Source organism: Ruegeria sp. CDSB013, from assembly GCF_059611165.1.
Map to the genome: position 1 here is coordinate 220,710 of NZ_JBXWPA010000002.1, position 22,376 is coordinate 243,085.

The following is a 22,376-nucleotide window of genomic DNA, read 5'->3' on the forward strand; positions in this document are numbered from 1 at the left end:
GTTTTCTTCATTCCGGGGGGGGAGTCCTTGGTTTTGGTTTGATGGCGTCAAGCGCATAGGCTGCAATCGTAATGCTGCACACTGCCCATGTTTGATTTAGCACCAAAATTGTGTTCCAGAACCGAGTAGGTGTTTCTGGAGAGCGGTCATTGCCTCCTAAATTTGCGTCTGCATGGCATTTCTGCATCAGCATCATACGAAATCCTCAAGGTCCGGAGAGTCCGCAAGGCGGAAGTCACCATGCTTGGATGTGAAGCCCCGGTTTTGAGCTCAATCCATACTTTGAAGACTTACGAGAACGGCTCAAATGAAATTGCCTTTAACCAAACGACGAACTTGCTGGGGTCTCGTTAGGCAAACCTGCCGTTCGTAGTGTTCCAACGGAAATTCTGTGCGGAACCCGGATTTGCGTTAAGGTTGCGTACACATCGTTGCTTCCTCATTTTGAGACGAAGTGATCCAAAGCAAGATTGAAAGAGAATTGAATGAAACGCCTGTTTCCATCTCTGCCCGAGAACGCAACACTGGGAAGTGTCTATCAAGCCTTTCCAGACAAGCTTTCTCCGCTTTGTGCGTACGAAAGCCTTGTGATGAGGGGCGAGAGCGATCTCTCGGTTGCTGAACGTGAATTGATTGCAGCCTATGTCTCTGGCTTGAATGCTTGTTCGTATTGCCATGGGGCGCACATCGTTTTCGCCAAAGCCTACGGCATTGAGGTCGAGACAATCGAGGCACTGATGGCAGACCGCGATACGGCATCGGTCGAGGATCATCTCAAACCGTTACTGGCTTACATTGAAAAGCTCACCGTCTCTCCATCCCGAATGACGGAAGCCGACGCAAATGCAGTCTACGCGGCAGGCTGGTCAGAGAGCGCGCTGTTCGATGCTATCCAAGTCTGTGGTGTCTTCAATCTCGTGAACCGCTTCATAGAAGGAACAGGTGTTCAAAGCCCTGGCACCGATCCAAGAGAAGCGGACGAAGCCACTTTGAACCGATGCCGCAGTGACAGCTTTTACACCGATTTCGGACGGGAGAACGGCCTCGACATCCCTTGAATTGATGTTGTTCGAACTTTCGAGCGACGACAAAAAGCTGGTTCGATAAAGCGGCAGAAGCGTCCTTACCTCCCGAGGTTAACCAATTCGTCGATACCAGTCGGCACCTTCATCTATTGTTGGTGGATCTATGTTCAAACCAAAATGATCCGTCCTGCTTTTCGTAGAAATCCCATTTTCTGATAAGGTTTTGGGGACATGTGGTCTTTGTAAGGGGAGCGAGTTGCTTAAATTTGACGCTGAAACAACGAGATTGCTTGAAATCGCCTATCAGGGAGCTGAATTGACACGGCGAAGACAGGCTTCATTTGATGCGCTGCGCCCGGCTCCTGGTGAGACTATTTTGGATGTCGGTTGTGGCAACGGGATGTTAACAGCGGAGTTGGCCCGCGCAGTCGGCTCGGAGGGCTATGTCATCGGGATCGACCCAAGCGAGGATATGACGGCAGCCGCAAGAGAACGATGCCGTGACTACGCAAACGTGGAGTTTCGGGCTGGTGCCGCAAATAGCTTGCCCATTGAGGATGAGAGGGCTGACAAGGCCGTCTCGGTACAGGTCTTTGAGTACATCGAAGACGTAGACGGTGCATTGGCTGACACGCTGCGGTGCGTCAAACCCGGCGGTTGGCTTGTAATAAGCGATCTGCACTTTGGCAGCTTGATTTGGTTCAGCGAAGAGCCCGACAGAATGCAAAAGATGCTGACTTCCTGGAACCAGCACTTTGTGAGTGGTTCCCTCCCGGAAAGACTGCCCGCGCTGATAAAGGCTCGCGGCGACAATGTGGAAGATGTCTTGTCGTTCACAATGACAGATCACCAGCTAAAGCCTGATGGCCTCGCAATCATGATGATGCACCTCATGAAGCAATACGCTTTAGCAAATGACCATGTTGATCCCGCCGTTGCGCAATCGTGGTTTGACGAACAGCTTAGCCTTGCAAAAGTTGGACGCTTCTTTTTTTCGATGACCCAGTTTATCGTCGTGACGCGTAAACAGGGCTGATCGTTTTACAATACCGCCACAGCATTATGGCCGCCTCGCAATCAATGTTGCGAATACCTGATAGCCAAAAAGTGTGCGCGCTCTTGCTCGACGGCGATACTCGGCGACCAATCCATTATGCAGATCCTCACCAATTTCACCGCGTTTCATCAACACCTTTCCCGTTTCTTCAACCCAGGGGAGCATTTGGTCGTTGTCCAGAACACTTCTGCCTTGAAGACTGAAGTCTCCGACTGTGAACCCGGCGTTTGAGGCCAGGCCGCGCAGCTTGGCGACAACAAATGGGTCGGTGACAAACTCGTTAACAAATATCTTGGCGCAGGCGTCCAGAGGATCGTTTTTTGGCAAGTTTCCCAGGGACGCTTTCGAAAAATCAGCGTCACACACCACGAGACACCCTCCCGACCTTAGAACACGCCATGCTTCGGTCAAAAGAGGTTCCGGGTCTGCCACATGGGTAAGCACCGTGTGCATTATCAAGTTATCAACTGCGCCATCATCCAGGGGCAGCGACGCTCCATCTGCGACCTCAAACTCCACATTGTCGTGGCACCTGACCCGCGCTCTTGCTTCGGTCACAAAGCCTACCGACGGCTCAAAACCAATGACGCGCGCGGGGTTGGCTTTCTTCGCAATATGGCGCGTAACAGCTCCCGCGCCGCATCCGACTTCAACCGTCAGGCTATCTTCGGCAAATTCAAGTTTGGCCAGATAGCTTGAAACGATCTTTTCCATTGTGGGATCGGCCTGACGCGCGTCCATCGAGTCAGCAAATGCGGAAATGAACTCCGCACCCGCAGCATCTACATCTTGAAACGGATCAGCCATCCCAACCGCCCTCCAATAACGCCCAGTATTCTCTAGTAAAAACCCTAGCATCAACTGAACCAGGAACAAGCCGTGTAGAAATGCTTAACTTGGGGCAAATAGGAGGTTTATGCCAAGGGCAGAGAGCTTCGGTAAAAAGCCCTGAGCGAACCTCGTATTCAGGCGGTTGGAGTAGAGGGCCGCATCATCTATCGTTGAATGCATGTCGAACAAGGGACAACACTTGCAACGAAGGTTGGCGGCAATACTGGTCGCGGATGTCGTTGGGTATTCGGCGCTTATGCACAAAGATGAGCAAGCCACAATTCTAATGCTTGATCACCTGGAAAGCGATATCGTCACCCCAACAATAGCAGGCCAATCAGGTCGGGTCGTAAAGAGCATGGGTGATGGTTGGCTGGTGCAATTTGACAGCGCGGCGCAAGCTGTAACCGCAGCAATGCAGCTACAAGAACAGTTGGCTGAACACTCGTTAATAGACATGCGGATCGGTGTTCATGTGGGTGACATCACAGAGAAAGGTGACGATATCCTGGGCGACGGCGTGAACATTGCCGCTCGACTTGAGAGAATTGCGCCAACCGGTGGCATTGCTATCTCTGAACCCGTACACTTGAACCTTGAACACATTCTGGCAGATGCTTTCAAAGCGGTGGGGAAAAAGAAGCTCAAGAACATCCAGCGCAGCCTGGATGTGTGGATTCACGATGGACCACACGTGGGTGCACCGCAAAGCTCGCCTTCTTTTTCAGAGACGAGCTTGCCAAAGCTATCCATCCATCCTGTCACGTGCAGCGACCAACGCGCTGAGCCCAAGGAAATGGCCGCAGCTCTCACTTCAGATTTCGGTTCTTATTTTCGGACGATCAACTGGTTAAACGCGGCAATAACCTCCACGGAAGCATCCGAGGGATATGCACTTCGTGGCGTGCTGCGTGGACACGGCGACCGATTGCGCCTGGAAGCACGCTTAAATGATTCTTCTGGTTCTGAAATCTGGACCCAGAAGTTCGACGGTTCGGTCGAAGCTATCTTTGATTGGCAAGACGAGGTCGTAGAAAAGCTGTTGGATGCCGTTAGTGGGATCTTGATCCAGTCGCTGACCGCAAAGCTCTCCGCTTTGCCTGAAGACGAACTGACTGCCGAGCAGTGCGTCTTGATGGGCATGATCACATGGTCGGAGGCAAGCATCGGCAGCTATGAAGAGACGTTGTCGTACCACGCCAGGGCCATTGAAGCTAAACCAAACCTCGCTGCCGCCTATGCCGAGGCTATTTGGACAATGAATGGCGCGAGAACCTATGATCTTAGTCGCAAACTTTCATCTTACTACGAGAAACTGCCAAACTGGATCGAGGCCGGACGACACATGGCAGGTCAAAGCCCAACGCTTGATCTGAGTGTTGCCGTGGCTGACTACAATGTTGACGGGGACGCAGATCGACTTTCCGTGGCGCTGGAGCAAATCCGGCAACGAGCGCCATTAGATGCCCGTCTGCATTTGTTTATGGGTTGGGGATACAACTGGGCCGGGTTTCCGAAAATGGCACTAAGCTGCTTTCAGACAGCGCTTCGGTTGGGCCGATATGGAGCCGTTTTCGTGGGGGCTTCCGGAGGTGCCGCGACCTCCTGCGTAATGCTTGGTCGAGACCGCGATGCCATCGCTTACGCAGAGGCAGGTTTGCGTTTTTCTAAAAACTATGCCGCACTTCACAGCACGAGGGCAGCTGCGCACGCAATGCTTGGGGAACCTGAAGAAGCGTCTGCTGCTTTGACGCAAATGCTTCAAATGGAACCTGGTGAAACGATCTCAAAATGGCGTGGCAACGTGGACTACGGCGGCTCTGAAGGCGCTGAACGCTACTTTGAGGCGCTTCGCCGCGCAGGGTTGCCAGAATAGCGGTTCTGGAACCAAGTTGCGCTAGCAAAGCCGGTAGCTTGATCGCGCATCTTGGTAGCTGCAAAGCTCGGATTTGAAGGTCGGCTTCGGGCTGCGACCCGCCAACCATGCAAACCGCAGAGAACGGCAATATTGAGCCCAAACGTACCATGGCTGCGGTCAGTACCAAGGTCGCCAACGCGCAGAAAGCGGACTTTGCAAAGTCGAGAATAAAGGCCCGTTGTGGACGTTCCATCGCTGTCCTGGGATTTCTTGGTATCGGTCGGGTGGCCGTTGTTACAGTAAGTTTAGAAGCTTCGAATACCCAGCGTTCAAAACAAGAGCCGCAAGCGTCCCTGTTATTGTCGCCGGTATACCCTGCTTCCAAGTATCGAACACTAGATGGCAGAAAATCGCTCCGACAGATGTGCAGAGCAACGCAAGTGCTCCTAGCGGCCCGATCCACGACGATTGAAACCAGATGGCAATTGCCCCGAAAAGTTCCCCGCATCCGACGATGAACATGATCTGCCTGTTGAGGCCGTAGCTTTCGAACATGCCCAACTGGATTTCAAAGACCTTCTCTTGCCACCCAAAAATCTTGATGGATGAAGCAAAGAGAAAAAATGCAGATAGAAGACCGACGGCGATGTTCAGGAGCAATGCTAGTCCTTCCGGTTTGATTTCTTGTAGGCTGCCGGAGATACGCCCGTCCATTTACGAAATGCTCTGGAGAAGGCGGTTGGGTCGGCATAGCCAAGCCTTTGCGCTGTCTCGCCGACGGATTTATTGTCTTTTGCCAACAGGCGTTCGGCTTCTTCCTGCTTAATGCGCGCGATCACTTGGGACGCCGTTTGACCGTAAGGTTCCAGCCGGTTGTTCAGTGTTTCCTGATGAAAGCCGCAAAGGTCCGCAAGCTCATCCACACCAAATCCTGAATCCGCAAGATGGGCCCTGATTAGGCCTTTCAGTCCCGCAAGGAAATCCTGCGGGGCGGCCAGATCTTCATCCATAACCCTGTAGTCTGGGGGGTTTTCCAGTGCCTCTGGTCGTAGTCTGTAACTTAACCAGCTGGAGGGAAACCTGATCGAAAAACCTTGAGGATTGCACTTGATTGCCCGAACGCCGTGAAACTGACCGGGCAGCGCATCCGGGTCACTGACGCGAAGAATGACCTGGTTGGGGTCCCACCTGAAATCCAGGACACGGTGCAACAGGGATATCCATATACTCGTCAGAAACGCGTCGGTTTGGCTGGGAGAAACCGAAATTTGGAAGTTCCTTTTGGCACTGAAATACGCGTGCTCTCCTTCAACAAAGAGGGATTGCGTAACGGCATTGGATTCCTTGGAAACCGCTTGTGTGAACCTGGTAAAGAAGTCTCCCAATGTAAGGGCTTCTGCCAGCATATCGCCGAGCGGGAGAAAGTTGACAAGGTCAACGGATTGCCCGACCCGTGCGCAAAAATCCGTTGAAGTGGCTTCTGCCACGGCCTGATAGATCTGGTAGACGGTATCGTGGCGCAGGAAATTCTTCGGGTCCATTACCTGCGCTTCGTTCAACCCCAGAGGATCAAGAACAAACGCGGGTTCGACCCCCACGCTGCGAAGCGCTGCGACAACCGGACCCGCAACTGATGCCCTGACGAGTGGCAGCGACTGATCCGTGTTATTACCAAGTCTTCTTGTCATCTCTTCTCCAGAAATTCGCAATATTCCCGAGTGTAGGAATTTCCCACAATAAAATTATGAAACCTTGCAGTTTCCCAAAACTATTTTTCTCGAACCGGTAATCTGTCAGGCATCAAGTTATTCGAATTCTATAATGACTCCTAATTGCGCCTTTTGCGATTCTTGAAGATAGGAGCCCTAATGAACGGATGCCTGATGCGCATACTTGTGCCCGCAGTATTGGCTGCGAGCCATCTGTTTCCAACTCATGCCGCTTCACAGGAAGAAAGTTTCCCGATCCTTTTCACAAATGTTCATGTCTTTGACGGGGTGAACGAGGCGCGGATCGAGAACGCAAATGTTTTGGTCGTCGATAACCTGATCGCCGAGGTCTCGACTGAGCCGCTTGCCGTCGCCAATGCGCAAATCATCGACGGTGGTGGGCGCACACTGATGCCCGGAATGCATGATCAACACGTGCATCTTACGGTGTTCAACCCTCTCAGCGATGGGTTGCGCCAGAATATAACACCCTTTCACCTTGGCGGCGTCGCGACAATTCGGTCTGAACGCATCCTGATGAATGGGTTCACCACTGTCCGGGACCTAGGCGGACCAGCAAAATCCATCGCTCGCATTATAGATTCCGGCATGTTTCCAGGGCCGCGCATTTACTCGTCTGAAGCCTTCATCACCCAGACATCCGGGCACGCGGACTTCCGTAAACTGAACGACCGTCATCCCACACTGTCTGGGCAAGGACCATCACATTGGGTCGAAAGTGAAATGAGCTTTATAGCCGATGGGCCGGATCAGATCCGGATGGCCGTACGCGAGAACCTGCGCCGCGGGGCAACCCAGATCAAAATTATGGTCAGCGGCGGTGTTACGTCCGAGTTCGACCCCCTGCATTCGCTTCAGTACCAAGCCGATGAAATCCAGATGGCAGTCAAAACCGCCGAACAGTGGGGCACATATGTGACCTGCCATGTGTTCACTGAACAGGCGATCCGAAACTGTATCGACAATGGCGCGAAGACCGTCGAACACATCCCGTTTCTGACTCCGGAAGTGGCCGAGGTCATGGTTCAAAAACAGATCATGTTTGCGACCGCCGTGGCTCCGGTCTACTCGGTCTCCACCGAGCAGGCCGAAGCATTTTACACACCAGCGTCGTTTGCGAAGTGGAAGACGGTGCGGGATGCCGCGGCCAACATGATTGAAGTAATTCAAACCACGCCAGGCATGATCGACCTCTATACCCTGGGCACTGACCTCATCAACAACTGGGACCAAACGCTAGAGCAGGACAAGAAGATGAGCGACGAGTTCAAATACCTGCTTGAAGCGAATTTCACACCCTTCGACATATTGCGCATCGCAACTTCAAACGGCGCGCGCATGAACCGTCTTACTGGTTTGAACAATCCTTATCAGGACGGCCCGCTGGGTGTGGTCGAAGTGGGTGCATACGCCGATCTTCTATTGGTCGACGGGAACCCGCTGGAGGACATCCTGCTGCTATCCGATCCCGACACCAATCTGAAGATCATCATGAAGGATGGCGTGATCTACAAGAACACACTCGACTGAGTGTCGCGTGGGGTGAACTTACCTCGGCACCCCGCGCACTAAATTTTAAGGGAGAGAAGGACATGAGTATTTCGACAAAGACGGCTGCCGTCGCGAGCCTCGTTTTTTGCACGGCCACTGCCGCATTTGCACAGGATACCTTGCCGCAAACCCTGTTCACCAACGTCCATGTCTTTGACGGAGTAAATGAGGCGCGGATCGAGAACGCCAGCGTTCTGGTTGAAGGCAACTTGATCAAAGAAGTGTCCACCGAGGCCATCGACGCGCCTGGCGCGACGGTTGTGGATGGAGGTGGTCACACATTGATGCCGGGGTTGATTGATGCGCATGTGCACATGGCGATCACGGAGCCGGTTGCGGATCTGAGGGACAATTTTGATTGGATGTACTGGGGGGCCGTTTCCACGATCGAAGCAGAAAAGATGCTGTTGCGCGGCTTTACTTCCGTCCGTGATGCGGGTGGGCCGGCGATGGGGCTTCAAAAAGCCATCGACCGGGGTAAAGCAATTGGCCCCCGTATTTACCCGTCCGGGCCAGTGATCTCACAGACGTCCGGGCATGGTGAACATCGGCACTACACAGAACCGCACCCAAACTTCGAAGGTGCCTCGCCCTCATTCTTCAACCAGCACGTAGAGTTTCTTGCTGACGGTGTTCCAGAAGTTCTGCGGGCGACGCGGGAAGCGCTGCGTCTGGGCGCATCGCAAATCAAGGTCATGGCCGGCGGAGGTGTGTCTTCCAGCGTAGACCCATTGCACACCGTTCAATTCTTACCGGAAGAACTGGAAGCTGCAGTCAAAGCTGCGGCAGATTGGGATACTTACGTTCTTGTGCACGTCTACAACGACGAGAGCATTCTGCGGTCCATCGAGGCAGGTGTGCAGAGCATCGATCATGCACAATTGATGACCGAGGTGTCGGCGCAGGCGATCAAGGACGCGGATGTTTGGGTTGTGCCATTCTTCTCGCTGCTGGGGCTGGATGCCGAAACAGTCACCAAAGCGCTTGGTCCGTTGGCTGCGCCCAAGTTCCTCGAGGTTCAGGGCGGGGCGAGAAACCAGATGCGGTTGCTGAAAGAATTCGGGATCGAAAAAGTCGCCTTTTCAACCGACATTATTGGGGATCCTGTCGCTCTCACCAAACAGAACGATGAGTTCAAGTACCGTCTCGAACAATGGTCATCCTACGAAGTTCTAATGCAAGCAACCTCTAAAGCCGGTGAATTGTTGGCCCTGTCAGGCAAACTCAACCCCTATCCCGAAGGCCCGCTCGGTGTGATTGCAGAAGGTGCGTATGCCGACATTCTACTGGTCGATGGAAACCCCGTCGAGGATGCCCTGATCATGACGGATTACGAGAACAACTTCGATCTGATCATGAAAAACGGCGTGATCTACAAGAACACGCTGGAATAAAAGGAAAGTGGGGTGGTCTATCTTTGATAACCCCACACGTCAGCCAAGAAACCTTCCCTGAAAGGAAAGACTGTGAAACATCTCAGCCTTGGCGTCTTTTTGGCGATCTGTGGTTCAATTGTTGCTGCTGAAGATGCCGAAAGCATGCGTACGTTTTTGTTCATTGGCACGTCCAATAGCGCCGCTTGGGAAATGCAGATCGCCAATCCGGGGGATCGCGCAGTCTCGGTGAAGGGCGGGATCGAAGCGCTCGGTGGAGAGCTTTTGAGCTATTACTGGGGGCTTGGAAACGGGAAGAACTACATCACCGTTTCACTGCCAGACGATCCAAGCTTTATCCAGGCCTTCTATGTCAGCCGCCTCGGCGACGGCTTGTTGGATGACTACCAGATGATCGAATTGATGAGCAGCGCCGACATGGCTGTGGCGCTGGAACGTGTTCCCGAAATCAAAGCTGTGGATGACGTAAAGTGATTGGAGGCTTGTCGCACCAGAGATCGTATCTTCCACCACGACCGACCCTTGCCACTGCATTATTGAGCGCCTTTGCACTATTTGGCGGTGCTGCTGATGCCCAGGAAAATTCTGCTCAGGCGAAACTGGAGGCCGCAGCCCAGGTATCGTTGGGTGGTCCGGGATCAGCCAGCGCGCAGCAGGAGCAAGACAGGTTGCGCCGGCTGGAAGATTCGCGTTGGCCCGGTTTGGACCGTGCCATTGATCCAACCGAAACCGCTTTGGGTCGATTTCGGGAAAACACCGGATTGGCGCTCAGCTTTGATTACCAAGCGCTATACCAACGCAGTTCTCACAGCCTGACCGGGCAGGACGAATCTGCATCCGGTCAGCTCAGGATGGTTGGGACGTGGGAATTGGCAAACCGGGGTGGTGAAAACCCGGGTAGCCTTGTCTTTATTCTGGAGAACCGACACCGGTTGGGCCAGTCCATTGCACCCTCAGCACTGCCTGCGCAAATTGGATATCAAGGGGCAACTGCGGTCACGTTTGGGGACACGAACACGACCTTGTCGGTAGCTTACTGGCAACAAGCCTTCGCAAACGGACGAGGAGGAGTGGTGGCGGGTCGGATCGATCCGGGCGACTACTCTGACATTCTGGGTTACGTGAACCCAAGGACGACCTTTTCGAACTATTCAATCCTGTTTAGCCCGGTGCTGCCAATCCCCGATCCCGGTTTTGGTGTCACGGTCGGCGGCTACCTGACGGATCAAATTTATGCGTTAGGGGTGGTCAGCGATGCCAATGGGTCTCTCACAGACATTGAGTGGTTTTCCGGGGGTAGCGAATTCTACAAATACGCCGAGATCGGCTGGACGCCCGAAAAATCAAAACGATTTCTGACAAACGTTCATCTGGGGATGTTTCACACGGATGCGCGCCAACAAGTTGGCGTACCGGAAACATATGGAGCCACACTTTCTGCCAACCATACATTCGACAACCAACTGATGATCTTCGGACGGCTGGGATGGTCCAATGGCGGCGGTGCGTTGGCCAAGCGTGCAGTCAACGCAGGCTTGATGTGGCGACCTGGCCCCTATGATGATCTCCTTGGCATAGCGGCCACTGTTGCCGACCTGACGACACCAGGATTGCCCAATCAAACGACACTTGAAGCTTTCTACCGTCTGGACCTGGCCGACAATCTGGCGCTGACGGCAGACGTGCAATACCTGAAAAACCCCGGATCAAACGCGAACGACCCGCTGGTCTTAGGACTGAGACTGAGGGTCAATCTTTGATGCATGCCGGGTAGCAGTTTCCGTTCGGGCTTCATTTTGGCCGGAACGGCGGGGGCGGCAAGTGAGTGGGTCGCCCCCAACTATTTTGCAGTGGCAGACCTTTTCGGTCTCCTTGCGATCTCTTCAGTCTTTATGTGGGAGCTTTAGTGTCATGGCGCGATACATCTACAGTTTGGTTATTTTGCTTTTTGCTGCGGCGGTTTCGACGTCAAACGCTGTTCCAGCGTACGCACAGAACGCGGCGAGTGAACAGGAACCTGCTGAGGTACAGCAAGAAGATCTCTTAACTCAGGTTGCCGACAAATCAATTTCTGCCGGTGACCTGGAGATACTGCTTGTTCCGCTGACGACAGATGAGCTTTCAGAAATCGCTGTTGCCTGGCAAGACCATGTTCGCAACCAACTTGAAGAAATTGCCCGTATCAATCTTAGCCTTCAGGCCGGAAACGAAGCGCAAGAAGATGACCTGAGATCACAGCTTTCTTTGATAAACGACACTGGCACTGTAATTTTGGATAATTACACTCTGGTCTTGAACGAATGGGCCCTAAAGGGTGCCGCCGAAGAAGACCTGAAACCGCATACCGATTATCTTTTAGCGCTCAAAACTGGCGTGCTTAAAACAACGGATTTACAGACGTTATTTCACAACGCTCTCCAATGGTTGGTTTCCTGGGAGGGAGGTGCTGGTCTTCTATTGGCTGGGTTGGGTGTTTTGGCTGCTGTTTGGGTTATGATGTTTGTAGCCAAAATGGTGCGTCGTTTAACTGAGCGCGGCCTTGAAAAGATACCAACAATATCGCGGATGCTTAAGAAATTCATTGCGACCGCAGTGTTTTGGGCGGTCTTTATTCTCGGCATTCTGGTTGTACTTGCCTTGTTCGGTGTGAACGTCACTCCTTTGTTTGCAATATTTGGTGGTTTGTCTTTCATTCTTGGCTTTGCGCTTCAGGAAACGCTAGGCAATCTCGCCAGCGGTCTGATGATCATGGTTTTAAAGCCATTCGATACCGGAGACTATATTCAGGTTGGCGGGTCATCTGGTTTTGTTGACGAGATGTCGGTCGTTTCGACAAAAATCCGAACCTTCGACAACCAGATCATCATTGTGCCGAATAGTAAGATCTGGGGTGACGTAATCACAAATGTCAGCGCATCTGATGAGCGTCGCGTCGATCTGGTTTTTGGGATCGCGTATTCAGACAACGCTGCTCACGCAATCGATGTTCTGAAGGAATTGGTCGCAAGACATGAACTATGCCTGAAGTCGCCTGATCCAGAAATATTTGTTGGTGAACTTGGCGACAATTCAGTCAATATCTTTTGTCGACCGTGGTCCAAGTCTGACGACTATTGGACTGTCTATTGGGACCTCACAGGACAAGCCAAGGAGCGGTTTGACCAAGAGGGAATATCAATACCGTTCCCGCAGCGCGATGTTCACCTGATCCCAGTGGAAGGAGCAAAGACATGAGAGCATTAGTAATATGGGTGATGTCCTTTCTGCTTCTTTGCTGTGTAGCCTCGGCCCAGTCAGAAGAAATACTGCTGCCGCAGCAGGAGCGAGAAGATCCCGAATTCATAGCACCGGTTATTGTCGATGGGGATGAGCTTTTTGTCGTCCGCGGATCCAGCGCATTGCCCGCAACGGACAGGGCCGCAAAGATTGAAGAAAGAATTGCTCAAGTCGCGGATAGATCAGAGAGCAAAACGGTCGACATCCAAATCTCCCAGGCTGAATTTGGACAACTCGTACGGGTGGACGGCCATATGGTCACTATTACTACTCAGGCTGACGCCGACCACGAACAAATGGACATTGAAGTTCTGGCCGGGCTGCAAGCAGAGGCCATCGAAAATGCCATTTTAAAGTACCGGGAAGCGCGATCCAGCGAAGGCCGCGTTGACAGCGCCTTGGCCGCTGTTGCTTGGACGGCGTTGTTTGCACTGGTGTCATACTTCTTCTTTGCCAAACGGAAGAAGTTTCTGGGCTACGTCAGAAACAACTTGGAAAAGAGAGCGGAAAGCGTCGAGGAAGCTACAAAGTCAATCCTACGAAGCAGGGCAATCGCGTCTATCATCGTTTATTCAATTCATGCTTTGATGTGGGTGCTGTTTCTGTTTTTTCTCTATTACTACCTGTCCTTGGTTTTGCTGTCTTTCGCGGAAACCCAGACCATCGCTCAAGTTCTTCTAAAGTACGTTAGTGAGCCATTGATAAATGTTGTGCTTGCTGTCGTTGGGTACATCCCAAACCTGATCATGCTGGTGATTATTGCAGCCTTATGTCGATTTGCGATCCGCGGCCTCGATCTGTTCTTTGACAACCTGGAGAACGGTGCATTCGAAATCAAAGATTTCGAGGCGCACTGGATCGCGCCAACGAACATGCTGTTCAGGGCTTTGATCATCGTGATCGCACTGGTGTTCGCCTACCCATACATTCCGGGCTCAGGTTCCCGGGCGTTTCAAGGCCTGACAATTCTTGCCGGTATCATGGTCTCGTTGGGATCTAACACAGTTGTATCGAACATGATGGCAGGTCTGTTTGTCATCTATCGGCGCAGCACGAATGTTGGTGATCGAATAATGGTTGGCGACAAGATAGGGGACGTAACCGAAATCAAGCTTATGGAAACACTTATCAAATCCATCAAAAACGAAATGATCAGTATTCCAAACGCTCAGTTGTTGAACTCAGAGGTCGTGAATTATTCGCGCAAAGTCGATGGTCGAGGCCTTCTCGTGCACACGACGGTCGGGATCGGGTACGAGGAGCCGCCAAAAAAAATCACGGCAATGTTGATAGAGGCGGCTCATCGCACACAGAGTTTGAAGAAAAACCCGGAGCCCTTTGTACTTTGGACACAGTTGGCTGACTATGCCATCAATTACGAAATTAACGCATACACATCTCGAGGATCGAGTTTGCCTAAGATTCTGTCTGATCTACACCAAAACATCGTGGAAGTGTTCAACGAGAACGGTACGCAAATTATGACACCGTCCTTCATGGCTGACCCGCCAAGTCCTAAGATTCCCACTGAGGAATGGGATGGAAAGCTTGCTCATATAGCGGAGTAAAAGAATACCAAGTCCACTCTGGGTCTACTAAACCCCGCCCTTGCAGGTTGTCGGATTAGTTTGATTGATCCAGAGCAATGGGTAAGATTAATGCAATAGTTTTCAGAACGTTTTGGGGTTCCAAATGATCAATTGGACATTTACCGCAATAGTAACGCTTCTCGCGAGTGGCGCTCTTGCCGCTGGTATGGAGCCGTGGGGTGAGTCCGGCGACTGGAAAATTTTGATCGACCCCGAGAAAGGAAATGGCTGCCTCGCGTGGAAGCCTTTCGAAGACGACATGACAGTTGAAATTGGCGTCGCACCCAATCAGGCTGGCGGTTTCTTCGCCGCTTACAATCCGACCTGGGTTCAGATTGAGGACGGATCAACCGGTATCGTGAACTTCGATTTTGGTGACGCAAAGTTTGAAGGCGAAGCCGTAGGTGTTTTTAAAAATGGCGTCCCCGGGGGGTATGCCTTTTTCGATAATCCCGCGTTTGTGACCGAATTCGGAAAGCGCCAAAGCGTCACGATAATTGGTGAAAGTGGAACCGAAGTAGAGCTTGATCTGAGTGGGTCCTCAAAAGCCATCGAGGCCGTTTTGGCATGTCAGGCAGAACAGCCTGAACCACTCAAGAACTAGGTCGTGACGGACTATTGAAGCTGATTCATGTCTGGCACGCACGGTTGCCTGTCTGCTGGCATCGCATCAGCACCTTCCGGAGCTTTGTTTCTGGATCCACCCACATCCAACTTGAACTTCGGTGACGAAAGTTGGCCAGTCACATCAAACGGCCACGCGCTACGGGATAGCGGTTGGCCAACTCGACGAGGTTCTGCCCTGATCACAATAGTATCTTTGACCCAATCCACTTGGCCCTTGGCCACCAATTGAACAGAACCCGTTTCAACCACGATGGAGTCTGAGCTTACCCGGCCGGCTTCGATGTTAATTGGTGCCACAACGCATGTTATGTCCGTGTAACCTTGACGGAGTTCCTCTGAGAACAGCCAAGGGAAAATACCAAGGCCTGCCAACTCCAGAAGGCTGGTGCTGACATAGCCTTGTGACATCGACAAAGAAGCATTGCCGCGCATGGAATTCACAAACGCTTTGCCAGACGCGGTACTGCCCGAAACGTTAAATTCACCACTCAAACGTCCATAGGCATCTATCCCGATACCCAGTTCATCGAGAATCTCTCCGAATTCCCATCCTGAAGTTGACCCCGACAAGGAGAGCCAATCAGGTGAGTCAATCAGATTCATCACTGCCCTTAGGCTGAAGTTTCCACCGCCATATGCCATCTTGAGCGGGCCAAAATCTACGGTTCCTTCTTTTGCAGACAATTGGCTGGAAACAGAAGTTACGCCTTGTTGGCCAACAATCTCCTTAAAGTCGATTTGTACCTCGACGTCAGCCTCTCTCAGTACGCGCTGCACATCTAGAAGATCGGCTGGCTTTCCTTTCTCCTTTGGTAAAACCAGGGGCTGTACGTTGGTTTCCTTCGGTAGAGCCAAGGGCTGTACGTTGATTTCAGGATCTTTTGAAGCGTCGCCTACCAAGCTTTTGAGCTGGTCCAGCGTGGCGGTCAGGTTTTTTAGATCGTTTAAATCGAGCCTTTTACTCGCAACGTTTCCGCGAATTACAGAAGCGCCATCGGGAAATTTTGCATCCAAAGCGGCCAGAAGGTGTGACGAACCGGCTTCAAACTCGATTGAGGCAGTGAAGTCCTCGCCCTGCTTCGACGTCACTGCATCGACGGCAAGTGTACCAATCTCGACAGGTTGCAATTTGAGCGCAGTCAGAAAACTAGCTCCGTCGCTGACATCCAGTTCCACGTCAAAATCAAGGCCTGACAGCCCTTTCAATTCGCTGACCGATAGCGCGAGGTCAAGCGCCCAAAGATCTGTGCCATAGGTGGTTGCGTTAAACCTGTTGAGCGAAACAGGCCCTCCTTGATTGGACAAGCTGAAGTCGGCATTTATGCCACCGAGCTGATCGACAAAATCTTCATCCATATTTGGCAAAATCAATTTGGCCGGCCCGTTGAGTGTGCCTTCGAAAGTCACGTCCTGAAGCTGAAGCAGGTCGAGAATTTCGCCGTCGGCCTTTAGAATTGGGTCCTCAATGGGTCCAGCCTGTAAGGCGATGCCCAGCATCGCAAGCCGACCATCGGGCATGCGGCGAATGCGTTCGATAGAGGCTGGCCCGATCACGTCCAGGCCTTGGTCAAATGCGTTAGTTTGGAACAGAAGTTTCTCGAACTCGAAAGACGCAAGGGATCCTACCATGTGCATTTCAAAGGCTGTGAACTTCAGCTCCTGGAAACTCTTTGCTGCGTTCGGCGGCTGCCCCTCAGGATAAAGCCGCGCGTCGAATAGCAGATCAACGCCCCGAGCTGTGTAGAGGTCTTCTATCGATCCTTCTGCTGTAAGTTGCTGTCCGTCCTCAAGGTTTACGGTGGTCGTAAAGGTCTCGATTTTCAGAGCATCCTGAGAAACAAGCTCTGCTTGCAACTGGCCATTCCCTTCCAGAACTCGCTCCAGCCCAATGACTTCAAGAAAGTCACCGAATTCACCAGTGTCCATCTGCAAGACAGCACGATAGCCGCCTCCCTCGTTTTCCGAAAATGGTTCGCCGTCGTAGCTTACCGTCATTTCGCCAAAATTGGCGCGCGTCGTAAACGGTGCACTATGAGGATAGTCACCCTCAATTTCGAAACTTTGGCCGTTGACGGAGCCTGTCCCCGAGACCTTTGTTCTTTGCCCTTCGTCTACCTGTTCCAGAGCGAGAGACTGGAGGTCAAACACGAACGAAAAGCCAGAGGATTGATCATCAATGTTCAACCCAATGGATGTGAAAGTTACATTCTTGTCGCTCAGGAATGAGAGGATCCCGCTACCTTCTGGGTTGCCCTCATTGGACCCGCCTGTCTCAGCTATAGCCTCTTGATTGTCCTCTTCCGTGGCGTTTTCGGGTTCCGGTTTTGGCGTCGGTCGGCCTTTTCGCCAACTTGTAGTGCCGTCAGCAGACGTAAGGAAATTCGCCTGGAGACCGTCAACGACGAGGTTGTCAAAGTGCAGACGACGATTGGCCAAAGCGGCAACATCCAATTCCAGTTCCAGAAGGTTCAATTCTGCAAGAGATGTTTCCGGCATTGATTGGCTCGGGATAACCACACCACCGACGTAAATGTGGGTGATGCGTCCAAGCGCGACACTTACATCGTCGTTGACCACAATCGGTTGTCCGATTTGTTCAGAAAGGACTTTTTCGACCAGGTTACGTCGCATCTCCGAAAATAGCGGCGCAGCAAGTAGTAACCAAACAAGTGCGATTGTTGCAAACACAAGTAGTACGACAACCCCAATTGTTCTAAACAGCCAAGTCCTCATGCATCCCCCTGTCGTCGCCTACGCCGTTTTGTCTATCTGCAATTCGGCGTTCGCCAATCTGCTGGACTAGATGGGCACATAATTCGGTTCGCGCGCGCCGCGCATTTAGTGCTCATCGGTCCAAAGCCGCCAGGATACGAGCATCCCGCTCGTATGGGTCCTCGCGGAAATGAACGACCCCGTCTTCGACCCACGCTGTCCAGTATGTTAAAAGAACCGGCATTGGCTCAGGTAGATCAACGCGCGTTGTCTTTCCGCTATCCAAAATGGACTGCATCTTCTGCCGGCTCCAATCTGGCTCTCCCTCCATCAGAAGGCTCGCGAACTCGAACGGATACTCAAGGCGAACGCAGCCAGAACTGAGATTTCTCTCGTTTCGGTCAAAAAGGGTTTTGTCGTTTGTGTCGTGCAAGTATACAGCGTATTTGTTTGGAAACATGAACTTAACCAAACCCAGCGCATTGTCTGGGCCCGGTTGCTGAACCAGGGTCACGCCGGGGTTCTTCGCCCCCCAGTTTACAGTGTTTGCGGGGATTGTCTGGCCATCCTTGTTCCGAACGACATAGTTGTTGCGTGTCAGATAGGCAGGATCCTTGCGGATGCGCGAAAGTTTGTCTTTACGAAAAATCGAGGCGGGAACGGTCCAGGTGGGATTGAATTCCATATACTTGATTTCGTCTCGGAACACTGGGGTCTTTCGATAGGCTGACCCTGTGATTGATCTAGTGGTCCAAAGCGTGCCATCCGATGTGACCAAATATGTGCGGGCTCCTGCAATGTTCACCAGCACGAATTCGTCGTCGACTTCCCGCATAAGCCAGCGGCCACGTTCCAAGCTGAGACGCAGCTTGTTAATTCGATCTTCCACCGGTTTGTTTAGCGATGCGAACGTCTTACCGCCAATGACCCCATCGGCTTCTAATCCATGCCGACTCTGAAAAGATTTGACTAATTTCACCAAGTTATCGTCGTAAACCCAAGCTGTGTTTATGCCGTTTTCACCATCTTCAGAAGAACCGCTTGTTTCAACGAAGCCTTCTGCCGCCAGCCTTTCGCGCAGCTTAGCGACAGCAGGGTCCACCATCTCTGGTTTAAGAACGGTTTCATCCGGAACATTGGTCCAACCGCCCTGTAAAGCAATGGCCCTATACTTACTCAGTGCTTCGACAAGCATCGTATACTGCGCATTGTCGATATCGATGCGTTCGATTAACGCGCTAAAACCTTCACCTTGAAGAAACTGATTCAGGGCAACGGCTGGGTCTTGTTGAATTACCGGTTTTGAGAAGTTCCAATCATCGTCCAGTGCATTTGGGTCGACTTTCCCAAACACCAAATGATGAACCAGTTTCACCGCAGCGTCCGTTGCCAGAATATCGAACAATGCTTGATTAGAAACATCGCCAGTTTGGGCGGCCTTAAATGCGGCTTGAAGCTCCGCTAAGTCAAAATCTTCCGGTCTGAAGCCCTGTTCTATAGCACTATCCAACTCATCAAAGAGTTCGTCTGCCAATTCATCGCGTGTCCACGCAGGAGTGAAGCCCCTCTCTTCGTAGAAACGCGGCACTAGGATTTCAGCATCCAAGCTCTTGCTGTCAGGTAGCGTGCTACTCACGTCCAACTCGGCACCGAGTAGAGCAGCAATCTGCTCTGAGATCTCGTTTGCGACACTTGGGTTGGGGAATATTGTTACCAATGCAGTTAGCGAAATCGCGACTAACGACTTAACGTGACCCACCAATACCTCCTGCGGCTTCGCGCTATATGCTGTCTCTATGTGGAAGGATACTCATACATAATGTATAATCAAATCGTAATTTATGATTTTAGTATGGCCATTTGATTGGAGGGTTCGAGAGCCGTGTGTATATGCAGGGGATCGGCGCTGAACGTCCAAACGATGCTGTGGACGAGTCGGCCCTGTTGAATCTACTGTCATTGCAGTATCGACGGAGTTGGGCGGGTTATGGCGACATTTGTATTGGTCCATGGAGCGTGGCAAGGGGGATGGTGCTGGGCTCGCGTAGCCGCGCTTCTGCGCAGGGAGGGCCACGACGTTTTTACCCCTACACTGACAGGTCTGGGCGAACGTGCTCATCTCGTGAGTGACGAAACCGATCTGGCCATGCATATCGAGGATGTCCTGGGGGTGATCACGTGCGAAGAACTCTCTGACATTGTTTTGTGCGGTCATAGCTATGGCGGCATGGTTGTCACCGGAGTCGCAAATAGAGCGCCCGACCACATTCGCTCACTTGTGTACCTCGATGCGCTCGTGCCGGGCGATGGGCAGGCCGCCTTGGATGTGTTGCCTGCGGATATCGCGGCAGGGCTTCGTGATAGTGCCGTCGATGGCAAAGTCGCGCCGGGCCCAGCGGAGGCTTTTTCGGTGAATGGAGCAGACTGTGCGTGGGTAGACCGCCGAAATGTCGCGCAACCACTCAAGACATTTGAGCAACCGATTCAACTGGTGAGCGGCGGAACCAAGGTGTTAAAGCGGACCTACATCTATGCCACTGGCTGGGTCCCAGGGCTTGGCCAACCGTTTTTTGAGCGATACCAGCATCAGTCGGGGTGGACAGCGGTTTCGGTGCCATTCGGGCACTACGTGATGATCGATAGGCCTGACGACTTGGCCCGAATACTAATGTCCGTGATTTGAATTTGGCCGCCCGATCCTGCGCGAGCGCGCGGACAGCGAAATCGCCCGCGTAGGAATAGTTTTTGCTTCCATCCCGATTGTCCTACTTCAACCAGCGCTTCGGGCGGGATGCGCCGCAGCGCCGCAAGTGATTCCGCATCTCGACTGATCAGCTGGCATTGATCTCGATGCACCAGCTTCGGGCGGCTCCTGAGGTCGCCGCCCAAGATAGCAGTGAGGTGTCTCGCTTCGTCTAGTTCACCAGCCCAACTCTCCAATCCGTGCCCAAGTATTCTGAGTCAAAAGGCTGGCTCATCGACTCGGATTCAGTCCGCTCATCGACCGTCCGATCTTCCAATTAACCGGTCATTCAATATGCGCTCTAACTGACAGATGGCCTTAGTATCGGGAGCGCATCATGGCTCAGACCACGCAGCAACCTGAAATCTGGACGCAGGCTGCGCCCTATAGTAGGCGTTGCGGGCAACCTTAAAATGTTTAATGCGCCATTTGGTTTAAAGCCAAGCTCTGCTAATTCCACCGAACCGGGAGCAAGTTACACTTTGTCTAGCCGCACTGAAAAAGACACTGAAACACAGCGTCCGACTACGTTGACTGCAATGGCGGTCGACGTGCTCTCCACGGCGGATGGTCACGCAAAAACAGCCAAATCACGAGCCTACGCTTCTATTTGGAAAACTGCGCGCACTAAGGGAGAAATCATTGAACTAGGGCGTTCTATTCCACCAGATCATCCTGCTCGCCCACAGGAACCGGAGTTGCTCAGTCCCCGCGACGTACCAAAGCGCAAGCCGGGATCTCCAGCAGGAAGAATTGCGCTTCTGCATGCGGTCGCCCATATCGAACTCAATGCCGTCGATCTGCACTGGGATATTATCTCACGCTTCGCCCGCGTGCCGATGCCGATAGGATTTTATGACGACTGGGTGAAAGCCGCAGACGACGAAGCAAAACACTTCAATCTGATCTGTGATTGCCTGGAAAGGATGGGAAGCTACTACGGAGCCCTGCCCGCTCATGATGGAATGTGGCGCGCGGCAACAGATACTGCAAACGACCTACAAGGGCGGTTAGCTATCGTTCCAATGGTATTGGAGGCACGAGGGCTAGATGTAACGCCAGGAATGATAGAGATTTTCGAGAAAGCTGGCGAGACCGCGGTTGTTGAAAGCCTCAAAACCATCTACAGCGAAGAAGTCAGCCACGTGGCGTATGGGGCGAAATGGTTTAACTTCGGCTGTGGTAGGGACAACAGTGATCCAAAAGAAGTATTCCATGCGCTAGTGAAGCGCTATTTCAAAGGAGGTTTGAAGCCTCCGTTCAATGAAGAAAAACGGGCAGATGCCGGATTGCCACCCGATTTTTATTGGCCGCTCGTTGACGAGCTTCCAGCTTATGTTCGCTGAGTATATTGGCATTTGCCCGCGCCACTGAAGCGTTTTGCTTGCGGACCTCGTACTTCAAGTAGTCACCTGCACGTCGATTCAGGAGGCGAAAGTTCCGGCGCACAGACGGCGAAACCACTTCGGCAAGCGGGATCTCGTCCAAGCAAAGCAGAAGAATTGGCCAAGCCAAACCCGTTTCTCTTCCCGTTTGGCGCTTCTGTCCTCGCTTCGATCCGGATTGGAACTCAAGTGCATGGAACTTTTGATGGGGTTTTAAGGAGAAAAAGTTCCATAACGCGCGTGGAACTTTTTGAAGTGGAAGTTTTTCGGCTCCATGCATTGATTGTTTCAAGGGGATTTCGCTGATCGATACGAAAAAAAATCGGTTTTGGTTGGTATAACGAGTCCCTGTGTGGGCGTAAAAACGCAGATCCCAAGGTGTATTTCACCAATTGGTGCGCCAGTATTTCCATGGCGTCCTGAAGCCCCCGTTTAACGAAGAAAAACGGGCCGAGGCCGGGCTGCCGCCGGATTTCTATTGGCCTCTGACGGAGGATTTGCCATTGCCGGGACAGACGCAATAACGGGCACAAGTTGACGTTATCGGCAATTTCTCGCCTAGAATCGGCGGCAAAAACCGGTAACGCAAGGTCGATAA

General features: G+C 52.3%; 17 protein-coding genes and 1 pseudogene. 13 read left to right on the top strand and 5 right to left on the bottom strand.

Features of this window, described 5'->3' with window-relative positions:
* The first annotated feature begins 485 nt into the window (after positions 1-485).
* Positions 486-1,058, top strand: a complete 573-nt coding sequence (locus tag AC2FJF_RS04560) for a carboxymuconolactone decarboxylase family protein (protein ID WP_496723349.1) — start codon at positions 486-488, stop codon at positions 1,056-1,058.
* A gap of 223 nt (positions 1,059-1,281) precedes the next feature.
* Positions 1,282-2,061: a methyltransferase domain-containing protein gene (locus AC2FJF_RS04565; protein WP_496723351.1), complete on the top strand. Its 780-nt coding sequence runs from the start codon at positions 1,282-1,284 to the stop codon at positions 2,059-2,061.
* A 24-nt stretch (positions 2,062-2,085) separates the two neighbouring features.
* Here the strand turns inward: AC2FJF_RS04565 and AC2FJF_RS04570 are convergent, their stop codons facing one another.
* The gene (locus tag AC2FJF_RS04570; RefSeq protein WP_496723353.1) at positions 2,086-2,889 is read right to left on the bottom strand and encodes a class I SAM-dependent methyltransferase; all 804 of its coding nucleotides are present in this window, start codon (positions 2,887-2,889) and stop codon (positions 2,086-2,088) included.
* A gap of 202 nt (positions 2,890-3,091) precedes the next feature.
* Between AC2FJF_RS04570 and AC2FJF_RS04575 the strand changes: the two genes are divergently transcribed.
* Entirely contained in the window at positions 3,092-4,789 is a 1,698-nt protein-coding gene (locus tag AC2FJF_RS04575) for an adenylate/guanylate cyclase domain-containing protein (protein ID WP_496723355.1), read from the top strand.
* Positions 4,790-5,065: 276 nt separating this feature from the next.
* On the opposite strand, the gene AC2FJF_RS04580 is transcribed toward AC2FJF_RS04575, so the two are convergent.
* Together AC2FJF_RS04580 and AC2FJF_RS04585 are read right to left on the bottom strand one after the other, a co-directional pair.
* Positions 5,066-5,485 carry a DoxX family protein gene (locus AC2FJF_RS04580; RefSeq protein WP_496723357.1) on the bottom strand — a complete coding sequence of 140 codons (420 nt, stop codon included), beginning with the start codon at positions 5,483-5,485 and terminating at the stop codon, positions 5,066-5,068.
* Entirely contained in the window at positions 5,434-6,459 is a 1,026-nt protein-coding gene (locus AC2FJF_RS04585) for a helix-turn-helix domain-containing protein (protein WP_496723359.1), read from the bottom strand. The genes AC2FJF_RS04580 and AC2FJF_RS04585 overlap by 52 nt, the downstream gene beginning before the upstream one ends.
* 180 nt (positions 6,460-6,639) lie before the next feature.
* On the opposite strand from AC2FJF_RS04585, the gene AC2FJF_RS04590 reads away from it, so the two are divergent.
* From AC2FJF_RS04590 to AC2FJF_RS04620, 7 genes are all read left to right on the top strand, one after another.
* Positions 6,640-8,031 (top strand): metal-dependent hydrolase family protein, encoded by a 1,392-nt coding sequence (locus AC2FJF_RS04590; protein WP_496723361.1) that lies wholly within the window; start codon positions 6,640-6,642, stop codon positions 8,029-8,031.
* A gap of 62 nt (positions 8,032-8,093) precedes the next feature.
* Positions 8,094-9,446 carry a metal-dependent hydrolase family protein gene (locus AC2FJF_RS04595; protein ID WP_282152803.1) on the top strand — a complete coding sequence of 451 codons (1,353 nt, stop codon included), beginning with the start codon at positions 8,094-8,096 and terminating at the stop codon, positions 9,444-9,446.
* Positions 9,447-9,518: 72 nt separating this feature from the next.
* The gene (locus tag AC2FJF_RS04600) at positions 9,519-9,920 is read left to right on the top strand and encodes a hypothetical protein (RefSeq protein WP_496723363.1); all 402 of its coding nucleotides are present in this window, start codon (positions 9,519-9,521) and stop codon (positions 9,918-9,920) included.
* A gap of 62 nt (positions 9,921-9,982) precedes the next feature.
* Positions 9,983-11,206 (top strand): carbohydrate porin, encoded by a 1,224-nt coding sequence (locus AC2FJF_RS04605; protein ID WP_496723365.1) that lies wholly within the window; start codon positions 9,983-9,985, stop codon positions 11,204-11,206.
* Between the two features lie 151 nt (positions 11,207-11,357).
* Positions 11,358-12,680: a mechanosensitive ion channel family protein gene (locus AC2FJF_RS04610; protein ID WP_496723367.1), complete on the top strand. Its 1,323-nt coding sequence runs from the start codon at positions 11,358-11,360 to the stop codon at positions 12,678-12,680.
* The gene (locus AC2FJF_RS04615; RefSeq protein ID WP_496723369.1) at positions 12,677-14,290 is read left to right on the top strand and encodes a mechanosensitive ion channel family protein; all 1,614 of its coding nucleotides are present in this window, start codon (positions 12,677-12,679) and stop codon (positions 14,288-14,290) included. Before AC2FJF_RS04610 ends, AC2FJF_RS04615 begins: the two co-directional genes overlap by 4 nt.
* A 124-nt stretch (positions 14,291-14,414) precedes the next feature.
* Positions 14,415-14,915: a hypothetical protein gene (locus tag AC2FJF_RS04620; RefSeq protein WP_496723371.1), complete on the top strand. Its 501-nt coding sequence runs from the start codon at positions 14,415-14,417 to the stop codon at positions 14,913-14,915.
* A gap of 11 nt (positions 14,916-14,926) precedes the next feature.
* On the opposite strand, the gene AC2FJF_RS04625 is transcribed toward AC2FJF_RS04620, so the two are convergent.
* Positions 14,927-17,671: an AsmA family protein gene (locus tag AC2FJF_RS04625; RefSeq protein WP_496723373.1), complete on the bottom strand. Its 2,745-nt coding sequence runs from the start codon at positions 17,669-17,671 to the stop codon at positions 14,927-14,929.
* Between the two features lie 112 nt (positions 17,672-17,783).
* A complete protein-coding gene (locus AC2FJF_RS04630; RefSeq protein WP_496723375.1) occupies positions 17,784-19,409 on the bottom strand; it encodes a L,D-transpeptidase family protein in 1,626 nt (541 codons plus the stop codon).
* Positions 19,410-19,637: 228 nt separating this feature from the next.
* Here AC2FJF_RS04630 and AC2FJF_RS04635 point away from each other — a divergent pair, with 228 nt between their 5' ends.
* The 3 genes and pseudogenes from AC2FJF_RS04635 to AC2FJF_RS04645 all read left to right on the top strand — a co-directional run.
* Positions 19,638-20,333, top strand: a complete 696-nt coding sequence (locus AC2FJF_RS04635; protein WP_496723377.1) for an alpha/beta fold hydrolase — start codon at positions 19,638-19,640, stop codon at positions 20,331-20,333.
* Positions 20,334-20,932: 599 nt separating this feature from the next.
* Positions 20,933-21,739, top strand: a complete 807-nt coding sequence (locus AC2FJF_RS04640; RefSeq protein ID WP_496723859.1) for a ferritin-like domain-containing protein — start codon at positions 20,933-20,935, stop codon at positions 21,737-21,739.
* A 384-nt stretch (positions 21,740-22,123) separates the two neighbouring features.
* Positions 22,124-22,302, top strand: a pseudogene (locus tag AC2FJF_RS04645) (DUF455 family protein); the annotation flags it as partial.
* Positions 22,303-22,376 lie beyond the last annotated feature (74 nt).

What these genes read in the sequence shown, in the direction of transcription:
- AC2FJF_RS04560 (WP_496723349.1), top strand. Translation starts at nt 486, where the DNA reads ATGAAACGCCTGTTTCCATCTCTGCCCGAGAACGCAACACTGGGAAGT.
- AC2FJF_RS04570 (WP_496723353.1), bottom strand. Translation starts at nt 2,889, where the DNA reads ATGGCTGATCCGTTTCAAGATGTAGATGCTGCGGGTGCGGAGTTCATT.
- AC2FJF_RS04575 (WP_496723355.1), top strand. Translation starts at nt 3,092, where the DNA reads ATGTCGAACAAGGGACAACACTTGCAACGAAGGTTGGCGGCAATACTG.
- AC2FJF_RS04580 (WP_496723357.1), bottom strand. Translation starts at nt 5,485, where the DNA reads ATGGACGGGCGTATCTCCGGCAGCCTACAAGAAATCAAACCGGAAGGA.
- AC2FJF_RS04585 (WP_496723359.1), bottom strand. Translation starts at nt 6,459, where the DNA reads ATGACAAGAAGACTTGGTAATAACACGGATCAGTCGCTGCCACTCGTC.
- AC2FJF_RS04590 (WP_496723361.1), top strand. Translation starts at nt 6,640, where the DNA reads ATGAACGGATGCCTGATGCGCATACTTGTGCCCGCAGTATTGGCTGCG.
- AC2FJF_RS04595 (WP_282152803.1), top strand. Translation starts at nt 8,094, where the DNA reads ATGAGTATTTCGACAAAGACGGCTGCCGTCGCGAGCCTCGTTTTTTGC.
- AC2FJF_RS04610 (WP_496723367.1), top strand. Translation starts at nt 11,358, where the DNA reads ATGGCGCGATACATCTACAGTTTGGTTATTTTGCTTTTTGCTGCGGCG.
- AC2FJF_RS04615 (WP_496723369.1), top strand. Translation starts at nt 12,677, where the DNA reads ATGAGAGCATTAGTAATATGGGTGATGTCCTTTCTGCTTCTTTGCTGT.
- AC2FJF_RS04620 (WP_496723371.1), top strand. Translation starts at nt 14,415, where the DNA reads ATGATCAATTGGACATTTACCGCAATAGTAACGCTTCTCGCGAGTGGC.
- AC2FJF_RS04625 (WP_496723373.1), bottom strand. Translation starts at nt 17,671, where the DNA reads ATGAGGACTTGGCTGTTTAGAACAATTGGGGTTGTCGTACTACTTGTG.
- AC2FJF_RS04635 (WP_496723377.1), top strand. Translation starts at nt 19,638, where the DNA reads ATGGCGACATTTGTATTGGTCCATGGAGCGTGGCAAGGGGGATGGTGC.
- AC2FJF_RS04640 (WP_496723859.1), top strand. Translation starts at nt 20,933, where the DNA reads ATGGCGGTCGACGTGCTCTCCACGGCGGATGGTCACGCAAAAACAGCC.